Raw genomic sequence first — 14740 nt, 5'->3', positions numbered from 1 at the left:
TTTAGAGGTAGCCCAAATACTCTATTCTGTCAAGATTTTTATGAGTTCTTTGTTCGTAAAGCTCATAAATAAGACCATCTTTTAAACCCACTTTAGGGACAAGAATCTGGTCACTCCCCATTTCCTTTAGTACCCTTAAATAAATCTCAGAAGCAGGAATGATAACATCGGCCCTGTCCGGATTCATCTTTAAAATAGACATGCGTTGCTCATAAGTGAACTCACTTACATAAGCTCGCAATGCTTTCAATTCAGCAAAAGAAATCGCCATGTTTGAAGCCTTGTTGGCCAGTCCGTAGAGCTTGTTAATGTTACCGCCAGTACCAATACCAACTATATTTTTTGATTTATAAAAACTTGTGGTGTGAAGCCATTCTTTCATTGATGCAAAAACAGCCGCGCGTTCTTTTGCGGTTAATTGCCGTACTGATCCTATCTTAAAAGATCTACTTTGTATAAGTTTGCCCCCTTCAAGTAAATTTAGTTCCGTACTACCACCGCCCACATCAATATGCACGTATTTTCTATCCTGTAGCGTAGGCTTAATGGCTTTGTTTAGAATGCTAGCCTCCTTCTTTCCACTAATGACATTGATTTTCATACCAACATCTTTCAGGATTTGATTGCTAACTTCCTTTCCATTGCTTGCTTCCCGCATAGCGGAAGTGGCAACGGCATAGTAATCTTCCACTTCGTACAGGTCTATTAAATGTTTAAAGGTGCTCATTAGCTTCACAAACTTCTCTTTTGTAGGCTGCGATATTTCTCCTTGAGAAAAGACATCGTGACCTAATCGTAAAGGAAAACGTAATAATTGCAAGTTTTTAAAGCTGACTAAATCATCTTCTTCATAAACTTTTACAACCTGTAATCGTATGGCATTAGACCCAATATCTATTGATGCTAGTTTCATTTAAAGTGAAATTAATTGTAACGAATTTATTATAGAGTTAAAAGGTAATTCAAAATTTTGAAGAAAGCATATAATGGGTTTGTTCTAAGAGAGATTTAACAAGGTTGTCCATGTCAAATTAACCTTTGGTCCATGGAACTCTCGTGTAGTACAGGATAGTACAGGACACTACAGCACTGTACAGGATGAGTTCTTAGAATGACCCGTATATATTTGATTATCCCTTAAAATTCCGCTCAAAATATTAAGGATTTAATGTTACTCAACTAAACATCTCAAGATTATGAAAAAAAGATTTCGAAGGAATTCACAAGGATTTCTAATTATTGTTACCCTATTATGGGGTTTAGCAATGCAGGCACAAAGCGTTACCGTTACGGGTACAGTTATTTCGGCAGACGATTCACAAGCCTTGCCCGGGGTAAACGTAGTTGTTAAAGGAACAACTACCGGGTCTGTAACAGATTTTGACGGGAACTACAGTATTGTAGCTCCAAACGCCAATAGTGTTTTGGTGTTTACTTACATAGGATTTACTGCTCAAGAAATTACAGTAGACGGTAAAAGCCAGATAGATATATCGATGGCCGAAGATGCAGCACTTCTAGATGAAGTTGTAGTAGTAGGTTATGGTACCCAAATTAAGCGACAAGTAACAGGTTCTGTATCTACTATTCAAGCCAATGAACTTGCGGATATTCCGGTTTCTCAGGTTACACAAAAAATACAAGGTAGACTTCCTGGAGTTCAAATTAACCAGACCACAGGTAAACCAGGTCAAGGCATGTCCGTACGTATTAGGGGACAATTATCGGTTTCTGGTGGTAGTGATCCTTTATACGTGGTGGATGGTTTTCCTATTTCGGGAGGAATCAACAATATAAACCCAGATGAAATTCAGGACATTAGTGTACTTAAAGATGCCGCTTCTACTTCGTTGTATGGTTCTAGAGCAGCAAATGGTGTTGTATTAATTACCACCAAAAGCGGAAGAGCGGGAGAGACAAGTGTGAGTTTAAATATGACTACCAGTATGCAAAGTGTTCCGGAGCGTGGAAGAATAGAAATGATGGATGCTGTTCAATTTGCTCAATTTAAAAAAGAATATTACGAGGATCAAGGTAGTCCCGTTCCTGATATTTTCCAGAATCCTTCTCAATATGAAGGGCAGACTAATGATTGGTATGATGCGCTTCTAAGAACGGCACCTATGACCAATTACAATCTTAGTATTACTTCTAATAAAGAAAAATTGAAAACATCGGTTGTGTTAGGTTTCTTTGATCAAGAAGGGGTTGTTTTAGGTTCTGATTATAAGCGATATTCACTTCGTGCGAATTTAGATTATACTTTATCCGACAAGGTCCGTATTGGTGTAAACATAGCACCTAATCATGTAATTGACAATGTGCCAAGAACAGATGGTACCAGAGGTACCGGTCTTTTGTTTAATGCATTACATACTTGGCCTATTATGCCAATTTATAATGCGGATGGCTCAAGAACGGAATTCAATAATTTTCCAGCAGATACAGGAAACATTTTTTCTTACGCTAACTGGTTAAATTCTGCAGAGCGTATTAAAGATGAAACTAAAAGTATTAATCTTTTGACAAATGCCTTTTTGGAATATAAACCTATTGAGGGTCTTGCTATAAAAACTAGTTTGAATGCTGAATTATATAATGAGCAATATGAATTCTTCAGTCCTACTAATGCTACATACTCTATCAATAGACCTGTACCTACCAATAACGAGGCAATTTGGGATGACCGAAATACTTTTTCTTGGTTGAACGAGAATACGGTTACTTATGATAAAAGTATTGGTAATCATACTTTCTCTGTCTTAGGGGGTTTTACGTATCAAAAATACCGGCAAGATCGTAATAGGGTTCAGGCATCTGATTTTGCAGATGACCGCTTGCCAACAATACAAGGAGCCACCAACATAAACAGAAGTGGAACATTTGATGAGGTAAGAGAGTGGAGTTTGGTTTCTTTTTTATCTAGACTTACGTATAACTATAAAGGAAAATATTTATTGACCGGTTCAATACGTAGTGATGGTTCTTCAAGGTTTGGATCTGAGAATCGTTGGGGTACTTTTCCTTCCGTATCAGCGGGTTGGATTGTTTCTGATGAATCTTTTTTAGAAAATTCTGAGACCATATCATTACTTAAATTAAGAGGTAGTTTCGGAGTTACGGGTAATAATAACATTGGTAATTACACCCAATATGCTTTAATAGACAATACGGTAAATGCGGTTTTCGGAGACACTTTTGCGCCTGGTTCTGCTGTAAATTCTCTTTCAAATTCAAACTTAGGTTGGGAGACAACCAAGCAGTTTGATTTAGGACTTGATTTAAGCCTTTTTAATGACAGGGTGTCTTTCGTGTATGACTACTATACCAAAAATACCACTAATCTATTATACAATGTTCAAGTTGCGGAGGAATCTGGTTTTAATCAATTTAGCGATAATATTGGAGAGATTCGTTTTTGGGGTCATGAGTTTGGTCTAAACACTGTTAATACAACGGGTAAATTTAAATGGACAACTAATGCCAATATTTCATTCAACCGAAATAGGGTAGAGGCATTAGCAGATGGTATAGATAGGGTATATGGTCCAGGAGGATGGCATATTACCCAAGTGGGGCAACCTTTTGGGCAATTTTATGGACATGTATCCGATGGCGTTTACTTAAATCAAGAAGATTTAGATAGTTCACCACAGGTTCCAGGTCGTTCCACTGTAGGAAGTATTAAGTTAGTAGATATTAATGGTGATGGTATTATAACAAATGGAGGTGATGATGATGATCGAGCCATTACCGGCAGTCCTTTCCCTGATTTCACCTATGGTATTACGAATACAATCAATTATGGTAATTTTGATTTGTCAGTAGTGGGTACTGGTTCTCAAGGGAATCAATTGTTGGTGAGGCATTTATATAGTACGGCAAACTTAGACGGTGTTTTTAATCTTTTGGCTGATGTCGAGAATCGCTTTAGATCTATTGAAGACCCTGGAGATGGCTTCTATGGTACTACGGTTGGTGGCGGTAATGTTACCGGTATAGAAAGAGATTGGGTAAACGATCGTTTTGTTGCTGATGCTTCATATTTTAATATTAGAAATATCACTTTAGGGTACACAATACCTGGAGTTGAAAAGTATTTTAAGTCTGCCCGTATTTATGGGTCAATTCAGAATGTACATATTTTTACGAAATATTGGGGTGGACCAAACCCTGAGATAAGTGTACAGAACAATGGAGATGGAGATGGTGGCAACCTTGCTTCTGGTGTTGATATTTCCGGATATCCTGTTCCAAGAATATTTAGTGTTGGTTTAAACTTAAACTTTTAAATCAAAAACGATGATGTCCAAACATATTTCAATTTCGACAAATTATAAAACTGAAAACATGAAAAAGATATTCTACTGTATTGTAGCCTCGATGACTTTTTTAGTCACCAGTTGCGATGATGAATTAACTATATTTCCTGAGGATTCATTGAGTGTCCCTACATTCTTTAAAACACAGGAAGATTTTACTCAAGCAGTAAACGGAGCGTATGTTCCTTTACGCGGAATTAATAATCAAGCTAAGCCATATTTGGCGGAGATGCATTCTGACAACACCTATTTTGCTCGTAATACGGCGTTTGGAGCAACGGACAATCAAGAAGATATCGCAGATCACTCTATACCCAGTGACGGTGGCATTACAGCTAATACTCATGTAGAATCAATTTATCGCGAGTATTATCAAGTCGTAGCTCGTACCAATCAAATTTTGACAACTATTGACGAAGCAGAATTTGATGAGAAAGAAAAGGCAAATCTAAAAGGTCAGGCATTGTTTCTAAGAGCTTATTCTTATTTTGAATTAACACAATTATTTGGTAGTGTGCCAATGCACTTAGAACCTGTATTAGATCGTGATGGAGCCGCTTTACCGCTTTCTAGTGAAGATGAACTGTACACACAAATAATTGAGGATGCCAGAGCGGCTGCGGGCTTATTACCGCTTAAATCAGAACAAGAGCAAGGTAGAGTTACATTGGGTGCAGCTCAAACACTTTTGGCAAATGTTTATATAGTACGTGAACAATGGGGAGAAGCAGAAACTTTGTTGAAGGAAGTCGTAGCCAGTAATGAGTACATGTTAATGCCTAATTATGAAGATGCTTTTTCTGGAAATAGCGAAAACAAGAACAACATGGAGTCTATTTTTGAAATTCAGTATAGAGAAGGTGCTGAAGGGCTTAACGGTAGTTTTTTATATAACTTTCTTCCAAGACCACTTAATGCAGAGGAAGTTGGTTTAATAACTGGAACATCTAATCCGCAACCTCTTAATGGTGAAGGAAATAATATTCCTACGCCAGATATTATTGAAGCTTATGAAGATGGAGACTTAAGGGAGGAAGCTTCTATTATGTACGTAACGGCTAGTGAGAGTTTTTGGGAAGATGGTGTGTACCCAATTATTAAGAAATATGTTGAGCCTCATGCTCTAAATGGTAACCATGGTATGAATTGGCCTATTTATCGGTACTCTGAAGTGCTGTTGTTTTTAGCAGAAACTTTAGAAGAACAAGGTAAGAGTGGCGAAGCTCTTCCTTATTTAAATCAAGTTCGTACACGTGCCGGTCTTGGTGAGCCGACAGGTGATTTAGGTGAGGCGATTTTTAATGAAAGAAGAGTAGAACTCGCTTTTGAGAACAAAAGGTGGTTTGACTTGGTAAGAACGGGTCGTGCAATAGACGTGATTACGGCTCATGGGAACAATATAAAGGCAAACCCGATTGACTATTACTATCCCGCAGGAGTAGAACCACGAGGTAATGTCTTTACCAATATTTCCGAACGATACGCTCTTCCAGCTTCAGAGTCCTCTCTAAATCCTAATTTTTAATTAAATTAACCTAGAAGATATCAGGATACAAATATTTAAAGGTCATGGTTATCCATGACCTTTAATCATAAAAAAAATATGATGTATAAAAATAGTAGAAAAGTATCAAAATATTTAGCAGGCTGTTTTATGGCCCTTATGTTGCTTGCATACGTTCAATCTTGCAAAGAAAAAAAGCAAGAAACAACGATAGAAGCTGACGCTGTAGTTAAAATTCTAGAGGAAGGAGATGGCTTTGTAAATATTTTTGATGGCGAAACCTTAACGGGTTGGAAAGGTGATCCTAATTATTGGCGTGTAGAAAATGGTGCGTTAGTGGGTGAGGTAACCCCAGAAACTCTTTTAAAAAGTAATACTTTTATTATCTGGGAAGGAGATCAACCAGATGATTTTGAATTGAAGTTGGAATTTAAAATAGCTGAATCTGGGAATAGCGGTATTAATTATAGGAGTGATTTAATAGATACAATTCCTAATGCCATGAAAGGATACCAAGCAGATATTGATGGTAAGAGAAGGTATACCGGTCAAAACTATGAGGAGAAAAAAAGGGCTACCTTGGCCTATAGAGGAGAAAAAGTAACTATTAATAGCCAAGATAATCCTGATACTAACGGTTCGTTAAGAGCTAATGTGAAAAATAACTGTTGGCAGAGTAGGGAAGTGGTAGGTTCTTTGGGCGAATCAGATTCCCTGAAGACAAAAATAAAGAGTGAGGATTGGAACGAGGTACATCTTATTATAAAAGGTAATAGACTTCAACATTATGTAAATGGAGTTTTAATGAGTGATGTTAATGATGAAGACGCTATAAATAGAAAGTTAAAAGGATATTTAGGAGTACAGGTTCATGTAGGTCCGCCAATGAAAGTTAAGTATAGAAATATACGGTTGAAGAACCTGTAAGGACATCAATTTTAAAGAACATAATTCAATATTATATGAGTGAATTACAAGATTTTCAAAAGTTAGTTATTTCAAATGCAAGTCATCTCCAAGGATTATCCGTTGGCGATAAAGCTCCAGATTTTACTTTGCCAAATGCTTTAGGTAAAGATATTACGCTTTCAGAAATGCTAAAATCAGGGATTGTAGTTATTAAATTTTATCGTGGTGAGTGGTGCCCCATTTGCAATTTAGACCTTAGAGAAGTTCAAAGTAAACTGCCGGAAATTAAATCTCTTGGAGCTTCATTTTTAGCAATCAGTCCGCAAAGTCCGGATAGCGCATTAACGGCAAAAGAAAAGAATAATTTAGATTTTGAAGTGCTCAGTGATGCTGATCAGAAAGTAATTAAAGCGTATGGTCTTCAATTTGATCCGGGTGAAGATTATCATGCACGACGTGATTTAACACTTCTAAATGGCGACGGTTCAAAAACTCTTCCTATACCGGCTACTTTTATTATCAACACCAATCAAACAATTGAAGAAGCCCATGTTGAAGCCAACTATACAGAAAGAATGGGTGTAGACGAAATACTAAGGATACTTAAAGTGATAACAAACAAGGTTTAATTTGTCAGCCAGGTATGGTAGATAAATAAACAGTTAAAAGTATCAATCCTCAGGACAGCACAGGATGGGTAATGTTTCTATAAAACATAAGTTTGAAGAAGATTTTTTCTAGCTTCTTGATTTTAACCTGAATGCCTAGTTTCAGGGGAAATTGACAAATACCTAATTTATGAGAATACGAGTTTTGGTGGTTATTTTTCTTTGCGGATACTTACAACCATTAAAGGCCCAAAAAGCGGCGCAAGAACAGCAAGCTAAAAAGCCCAACATTATTTTTATTTTAACGGATGACCAGCGTTTTGATGCACTGGGTTATGCGGGAAACAAGCTTATTTCTACTCCAGAAATGGATAAATTGGCCAAGAAAGGCACTTATTTTGAGAATGCTATGGTGACCACCCCAATTTGTGCCGCCAGTAGAGCTAGTATTTTGACCGGACTTTATGAGCGTACGCATAGCTTCAATTTTCAAACAGGAAATATTAGAGCGTCGTACATGACTCAATCCTATCCTTCTATTTTAAAGGAGAATGGGTATTTTACTGGTTTCTATGGAAAATATGGAGTCCGTTATGATAACCTAGAAAATCAGTTTGATGAATATGAGTCTTATGACCGTAATAATGAATATAAAGACAAACGTGGTTATTACTATAAAACGTTAGGTAAGGACACGGTTCATTTAACACGCTACACAGGACAAAAAGCGATAGACTTTATTGCAGAAGTAAAAACAGACAAACCTTTTTGTCTTTCCTTGAGTTTTAGTGCTCCTCATGCCCATGATGGAGCTGAAGACCAATATTTCTGGCAAACGGAGTCAGATGCTTTGCTTCAGAATATGAATATGCCCAAAGCAGATTTGGGAGAAGACAAATATTTTGAGGCTCAACCTAAATTTGTACGTGATGGCTTTAACCGTTTACGTTGGACGTGGCGTTATGATACTCCCGAAAAATATCAACATAGCGTAAATGGATATTACAGAATGATTTCTGGAATAGATAGGGAAATTACCAAAATAAGGAGTGAGCTAGAGAAGAAGGGACTTGCAGAAAACACGGTTATTATTCTAATGGGAGATAACGGTTACTTTTTAGGTGAACGCCAGCTTGCGGGGAAATGGTTGTTATATGATAATTCTGTTCGCGTGCCTTTAATTGTATATGACCCAAGGGTAAAAAGACAAAAAGATAGTGATGCATTGGCATTGAACATAGATGTGCCTTCTACTATTTTAGATTTAGCAGGAATTGCCCAACCAAATGCGTGGCAAGGTAAAAGCCTCATGCCTATTGTAGATAAATCGAAGAAAAATTTTGAGCGAGATACCGTCTTGATTGAGCATCTTTGGGAGTTTGATAATATTGCGCCAAGCGAAGGAATCCGTACCGAAAATTGGAAATATTTCCGATATGTTAACAATCAGTCTTTTGAAGAACTTTACAATTTAGAAGACGACCCTAAGGAGATTAACAACCTAGCAAAAGATTCAAAATACGCCGAAAAGTTAGCGGCATTTCGCAACAAAACAAATGACCTTATTCTTGAGCTTTCCGATGACTATTCTAAAGGCCCTAGTGATTTGGTTGTGGAGTGGATAAGGAACACAGAAAGGGTTACGGTAATTGATACTGAACCAGAATTTGGGTGGGTGGTGCCGGACGGAGCGGTTTCACAATCGGCTTATCAAATATTGGTTGCTTCATCTAAAGAGAACATTACCAATAATATTGGTGATGTTTGGGATAGCAAGCAAATAAGAACAAGTACCTCGTCAGAAATAGAGTATGAAGGTACAGCATTGAAAAGTGGAGAGACTTATTTCTGGAAAGTACGAATTTGGGACCAAGACAATCGGCTTTCACGCTATTCTCAAAGTCAGTCTTTTACTATGGGAAGTCCTAAAGCAACGATAACCACTCCCAACAGTTTTCAAATTGATGAAATTAAACCCGTCAAATTTGAAAAAAAAGGCGAAACCTATTTCATGGACTTTGGAAAAGCAGCTTTCGCAACTCTAGACTTTACATATAAAACCAAAGAGAGTGACAGTCTTACTTTTAGAATAGGGGAACAATTAGATGGAGAAAACATCAACAGGACACCTTTCCACAGAAGTCATATCAGATATCAGGAAATTAAAATGGCTGTAAGCCCTGATCAAACAGAATACCAACTTCAGGTACAAGTAGATGAAAGGAATACAAGGCCAGGCAAGGCGCTACCGCTTCCAAAAGACTTTCCGGTTTTAATGCCGTTTAGATATGTTGAGGTTGATGGTGTAAAAGAGTCCATTACTGCAGAAGATTTCACGCTACTGGCACATCATAGTTATTGGGAAGATGATGCTAGTAGTTTCAAAAGCTCAGATGACATTTTAAATCAAGTTTGGGAAATCTGTAAATATACGATTAAGGCCACTACTTTTAATGGACTCTATGTAGATGGTGACCGTGAGCGCATTCCGTATGAGGCAGATGCGTATTTGAACCAATTAAGTCATTACACCACCGATCGAGAATATGCCATTGCAAGGCAGACCATAGAATATTTTATGGAACACCCAACCTGGCCTACCGAATGGCAGCAGCACGTGGCGCTCATGTTCTATGCAGATTATATGTATACGGGCAATACGGAGCTTATTGAAAAATATTATGACCATTTAAAATACAAGACCCTTTATGAGCTTTCTAATGAAGAAGGGTTGATTACTTCTACTAAAATGACGCCGGAGTTAATGAAGAATTTAGGTTTTTCTCCACAGTTAAAGGAGACCTTTAGGGATATTGTAGATTGGCCATCTGCAGGTTGGGGAGGAGACCCATCAAATAAAGGAGAACGGGATGCCTATGTTTTTAAAGATTACAATACCGTAGTGAATGCATTCTATTACCAGAATATGAATATCATGTCCGAATTTGCAAAAGTCTTGGGTAAAACTGAGGAAGCTAGAGATTTTGAACTTCGTGCTTTAAAAGCTAAAAAAGCGGTCAATGAAAAAATGTTCGATTCAGAGCGAGGTATTTATGTTGATGGTATCGGAACGGATCATGCTGCCTTACATGCTAATATGTTGCCCTTGGCTTTTAATATGGTGCCTGAGGAACATATTTCCTCTGTTGTGGAGTACGTGAAGTCACGCGGAATGGCGTGTAGTGTTTACGGTTCACAATATTTAATGGACGGCCTTTATAACGCAGGAGCGGCAGATTACGCTTTAGAACTGCTAACAGATACAAGTGATAGAAGTTGGTATAACATGATTCGTATCGGTTCTACTATGACCTTGGAAGCTTGGGATTTAAAGTATAAGAATAATCTAGATTGGAACCATGCTTGGGGTGCTGTGCCGGCTAATGCCATCCCACGTGGACTTTGGGGTATTCAACCTAAAACACCAGGATTTGGAATTGCTACTATCAAACCTCAAATGAGCGATTTAAAAAATAGCAGCATTGAAGTGCCTACCATAAAAGGAACTATAAAAGGAAGCTACAAATATGAAACTCCTAGGCTTCAAATTTTCGAAATTGAGATTCCAGCTAATATGGTTGCGGAATTTGAAATAGCTCCATCACCAGGAAAAGAACTCATGCACAATGGTAAAAAAGTAAACGCTGCTTTTGGCTCTGTGCGCTTGGAACCAGGTAAGCATGAAATTAAATTAGTGGTCAATTCTTTTTAAAGTTTCTTTAGTTTTTTTAATTGTAAAAGGTACATTTATAAAAACATAAGTTTAAAGATTAGCCAAATTTTGGAGTAGCCTAAACCGGCAGCATCCTGTTATAAGAACATGGAGACCGCTTTTTATTACAAGATTTTAAAATTAAAGAATAACAATAATGAAAACATCTAGAAGAAGTTTTATTCAGAAAACAGCATTGGGAACTACAGGTGCTATATTGGGTAGCTCTAGCTTATCGGCTAAGAGTTACAGAAAAGTGATGGGTGCCAATGATAGAATTCAGGTGGCCATTGCAGGTCTGGGACGCCGTGTAAGTGCTATGTATACGCCAATAGAGTTGAAGAGTAATAATGTAGAGCTGTTATACCTTTGCGATGTAATGGAGAGTCAGCGTGTAAAAGCCGCCACAGAAATGTCTACGCGATTAGGCTATACTCCAAAATTGGAAAACGATATTAGAAAAGTTCTAGAAGATAAAAAAGTAGATGCATTGTTCAACTTAACACCCGACCATTGGCACGCTCCAGGTTCAATTATGGCGTTAAAAGAAGGGAAACACGTTTACGTAGAAAAACCATGTAGCCATAACATGGCCGAAAATGAATTACTCGTTGCCGCCCAGAAAAAGTACGACCGTGTTGTACAAATGGGTAACCAGCAACGTTCAGCAGAGCATAGTATAGATATTATAAAACAAATTCATAATGGGGTAATTGGTAAGCCGTACAAGGCAGTTGCCTTTTTTAGTAGTAAAAGAGGAGAGGTGCCACATCAGAAAGCTGCGCCTGTTCCTGCTGGTTTGGATTGGGATTTATTTCAGGGGCCAGCTGTTCGTCGTGACTATACTTCTGAAACTTGGAACTACAACTGGCACTGGTACGGATGGAATTATGGTACGGCTGAATTAGGTAATAATGGTACACATGAATTAGATGTAGCACGTTGGGCGCTACAAGTAGACTTTCCAAATCATGTAGAGGCAGATGGTGTTAAATCGGCCTTTGTAGATGACGGTTGGGAAATGTACGATACTATGGAAGCTACTTTTAAGTTCGATAATGATACAACCATTAAATGGGATGGTAAAAGTAGAAATGGATATTCTACCTATGGTGGTGGTCGTGGTACAATTATATACGGCAGCGAAGGTAGTGTCTTTGTAAACCGAAACTTGTACAAGTTGTATGACAGAGGTGGTAACTTGGTAAAAACTGTTAACGCAAAAACGCAAGAAGGCGGAATTGAGCTTGGCGGCGGAGGTGGAATGACTACCATTCACGTTGGTAATTTTTTCAACACCATTAGAGGTAAAGAAACTTTACAAGCACCAATTGATGATGCATCAAAAAGTATGGCATTAGTTCACTTTGGTAACGTAGCCTATAGAATTGGTAATGGTTTTGATATAGATTCCAAAACCGGGCGAATGCTAGATCGTAAAGCATTGGCTTTATGGGGTAGAGAATACGCTAAAGGCTGGGATGTAAAACTCTAGTTTTCTAAATATTAAATTCGGGGGTAAAGTGGCTTTGGTCATTTTGCCCCCTAGTTTATTTGAACCATTTTTTGTTGATGAAATATGGGTTATATCGATTCAAATAAGTGCGTTTATTTTAGTTTAATGGTTGAATGTGATGAACAAGTAGGAAATAAAGTAAAAGAGTACTAAACCTAATCCAATAAAAAATGATTAGAAAAGCATTCAAAATGAAGGTATATCCTAATAATATAGAGGAATATGCAAGAAGGCACAATCCTATTTGGCCTGAACTAGAACAGCTACTTAAAGAACACGGGGTTCATAATTATAATATTTTTCTAGATTCCGAGACGCATTTTTTATTTGGTTATGCCGAGGTAGAATCTGAAGAGAAATGGAATGCATTAGGTGATACTGAAGTTTGTAAAAAATGGTGGAAACATATGGCAGGTCTCATGGAAACAAATACAGATGATAGTCCCGTTTCTATAGATTTAAAACATCTTTTTCATATGTCCTAGATTATCCAAGTTGTTTTTAATATTTCAGAAAGATTTATCATTTCTAATAATATCAATATCAGAGGGGGTAAAACACCACTCATTACTTTTCTAAACTAATACACATGAACAAGAAAAAAACAATCAATTTTCTACTCATTTTATTCAATGTACTCGTGGCTTTTGGTCCTATTGCTAGTCAAGATAAAAGTCCAAATATTATTTATATCCTAGCAGATGATTTAGGGTATGGTGATGTAAAGGCATTTAATCCTAATGGGAAAATTTCGACACCAAATATGGATGCCATGGCAGCAAATGGTGTTAAGTTTACAGACGCTCATACATCATCTGCGGTCTGTTCCCCAACCCGGTACGGTATTTTAACGGGACGTTACAATTGGCGTAGTTCCTTAAAAAGTTTCGTGTTAAGCGGGTATTCCAAGTCATTAATAAAGCAAGAGCGCACAACCGTTCCCGAAATGCTAAAAACACAAGGATATGCCACGGCTTATATCGGAAAATGGCATCTTGGTTGGGATTGGGCAATTGAAGATAAAGATGCCAATTTGAAGCATAATAAACTAAATGCTAACCCAAAGGTGGATTTTGCAGTACCGGTCAAAAATGGCCCGTCTACACATGGGTTTGATTACTCATTTGGTTTTTGCGGTTCGCTAGACATGGCTCCCTATGTGTACATAGAAAACGATATGCCAACCATGGTGCCGACTAAAACTACGATTTCAGTAGATGATAAGGGTATTTGGAGAAAAGGGCTAACGTCAGACGATTTTGTGCATGCCAATGTATTACAGGATTTAACGGATAAAGCTGTTGATTATATAGAGAAGAATGCAAAGGAAACTTCGCCTTTCTTTCTGTATTTTCCTTTACCTGCCCCGCACACCCCAATTTTACCAACTACGGAATTTTTAGGCAAGAGTAACACCAATATGTACGGAGATTTTGTAATGCAAGTAGATGATGTGGTTCGTCAAATACGGGAGACACTTAAAAGACAAGGTATTTCAGAAAACACCCTTCTAGTTTTTACAAGTGACAATGGGTGTTCTCCAAAAGCCGATTTTAAAGAGCTTGAAAAAGTAGACCATGACCCAAGTTATGTTTATAGAGGAACAAAGGCAGATATATTTGAAGGTGGACACCGCGTTCCTTTTATTGTGGAGTGGCCAAGTAAAGGATTAAAAAATTCAAGCACCGATAAGGTTATCTGTACAACCGATTTCTTTGCAACATGTGCAGAATTGACGGGATACCAAATTCCAGATACAGAAGCGGAAGATAGCTACAGTATGCTTTCTTTGATTAAAGGCGATAAGGATGAAGATATGCGCGAATATACAGTCCATCATTCTATTGATGGATCTTTTGCCATAAGACAAGGGGATTGGAAACTAAGTGTTTGTTCGGGTTCTGGTGGTTGGAGTTATCCGCGACCACAGGATGTAGAAAAAGAGAAGCTTGATTTGCCGGATATGCAGTTATACAACTTAAAAGACGATATAGGTGAAACCAAAAATTTAATAGCGGACAACCCTAAAAAAACCAAAGAACTAAAAAAAGCCCTTAAAAAAATCATTCTTGATGGTCGTAGTACGTCTGGAAAGAACCAAGAGAATGATGGTATGGAAGGGTGGAAACAAATTGAAATGATTGTAAATTAATAATACTCTAACTTCAA

The 14740-nt window shown here is 37.6% G+C and carries 9 protein-coding genes; 8 read left to right on the top strand and 1 reads right to left on the bottom strand.

All coding sequences use genetic code 11. From position 1 onward, the window contains the following. Position 1 precedes the first annotated feature (1 nt). On the bottom strand, positions 2-913 hold the full coding sequence (locus IWB64_RS19995) for a Ppx/GppA phosphatase family protein (protein ID WP_194535692.1): 912 nt from the start codon (positions 911-913) through the stop codon (positions 2-4). A gap of 283 nt (positions 914-1196) precedes the next feature. Here IWB64_RS19995 and IWB64_RS19990 point away from each other — a divergent pair, with 283 nt between their 5' ends. The 8 genes from IWB64_RS19990 to IWB64_RS19955 all read left to right on the top strand — a co-directional run bounded on the left by IWB64_RS19990 (position 1197) and on the right by IWB64_RS19955 (position 14723). Further along, entirely contained in the window at positions 1197-4292 is a 3096-nt protein-coding gene (locus IWB64_RS19990) for a SusC/RagA family TonB-linked outer membrane protein (protein WP_194535691.1), read from the top strand. A 58-nt stretch (positions 4293-4350) separates the two neighbouring features. Continuing rightward, a complete protein-coding gene (locus IWB64_RS19985; RefSeq protein WP_194535690.1) occupies positions 4351-5847 on the top strand; it encodes a RagB/SusD family nutrient uptake outer membrane protein in 1497 nt (498 codons plus the stop codon). A 78-nt stretch (positions 5848-5925) separates the two neighbouring features. After that, positions 5926-6753 carry a 3-keto-disaccharide hydrolase gene (locus IWB64_RS19980; protein ID WP_226975959.1) on the top strand — a complete coding sequence of 276 codons (828 nt, stop codon included), beginning with the start codon at positions 5926-5928 and terminating at the stop codon, positions 6751-6753. Positions 6754-6788: 35 nt separating this feature from the next. Further along, positions 6789-7364: a peroxiredoxin-like family protein gene (locus IWB64_RS19975; RefSeq protein ID WP_194535689.1), complete on the top strand. Its 576-nt coding sequence runs from the start codon at positions 6789-6791 to the stop codon at positions 7362-7364. A gap of 169 nt (positions 7365-7533) precedes the next feature. Next, positions 7534-11055, top strand: a complete 3522-nt coding sequence (locus IWB64_RS19970; RefSeq protein ID WP_194535688.1) for a sulfatase-like hydrolase/transferase — start codon at positions 7534-7536, stop codon at positions 11053-11055. A 157-nt stretch (positions 11056-11212) separates the two neighbouring features. Further along, positions 11213-12550, top strand: a complete 1338-nt coding sequence (locus tag IWB64_RS19965; protein WP_194535687.1) for a Gfo/Idh/MocA family protein — start codon at positions 11213-11215, stop codon at positions 12548-12550. Positions 12551-12741: 191 nt separating this feature from the next. After that, entirely contained in the window at positions 12742-13056 is a 315-nt protein-coding gene (gene rhaM / locus IWB64_RS19960) for an L-rhamnose mutarotase (RefSeq protein ID WP_194535686.1), read from the top strand. A gap of 104 nt (positions 13057-13160) precedes the next feature. Next, the gene (locus IWB64_RS19955) at positions 13161-14723 is read left to right on the top strand and encodes a sulfatase family protein (protein ID WP_194535685.1); all 1563 of its coding nucleotides are present in this window, start codon (positions 13161-13163) and stop codon (positions 14721-14723) included. The last annotated feature ends 17 nt before the right edge of the window (positions 14724-14740 follow it).

The sequence above is a fragment of the Zobellia nedashkovskayae genome (assembly GCF_015330125.1).
Taxonomy (GTDB): domain Bacteria; phylum Bacteroidota; class Bacteroidia; order Flavobacteriales; family Flavobacteriaceae; genus Zobellia; species Zobellia nedashkovskayae.
The sequence above is the reverse complement of the archived record's forward strand: the minus strand, read 5'-3'. Positions and strand labels throughout refer to the sequence as shown.

Coding starts and splice junctions, on each gene's coding strand:
- IWB64_RS19995 (WP_194535692.1), bottom strand. CDS start 913: ATGAAACTAGCATCAATAGATATTGGGTCTAATGCCATACGATTACAG.
- IWB64_RS19990 (WP_194535691.1), top strand. CDS start 1,197: ATGAAAAAAAGATTTCGAAGGAATTCACAAGGATTTCTAATTATTGTT.
- IWB64_RS19985 (WP_194535690.1), top strand. CDS start 4,351: ATGAAAAAGATATTCTACTGTATTGTAGCCTCGATGACTTTTTTAGTC.
- IWB64_RS19980 (WP_226975959.1), top strand. CDS start 5,926: ATGATGTATAAAAATAGTAGAAAAGTATCAAAATATTTAGCAGGCTGT.
- IWB64_RS19975 (WP_194535689.1), top strand. CDS start 6,789: ATGAGTGAATTACAAGATTTTCAAAAGTTAGTTATTTCAAATGCAAGT.
- IWB64_RS19970 (WP_194535688.1), top strand. CDS start 7,534: ATGAGAATACGAGTTTTGGTGGTTATTTTTCTTTGCGGATACTTACAA.
- IWB64_RS19965 (WP_194535687.1), top strand. CDS start 11,213: ATGAAAACATCTAGAAGAAGTTTTATTCAGAAAACAGCATTGGGAACT.
- rhaM (WP_194535686.1), top strand. CDS start 12,742: ATGATTAGAAAAGCATTCAAAATGAAGGTATATCCTAATAATATAGAG.
- IWB64_RS19955 (WP_194535685.1), top strand. CDS start 13,161: ATGAACAAGAAAAAAACAATCAATTTTCTACTCATTTTATTCAATGTA.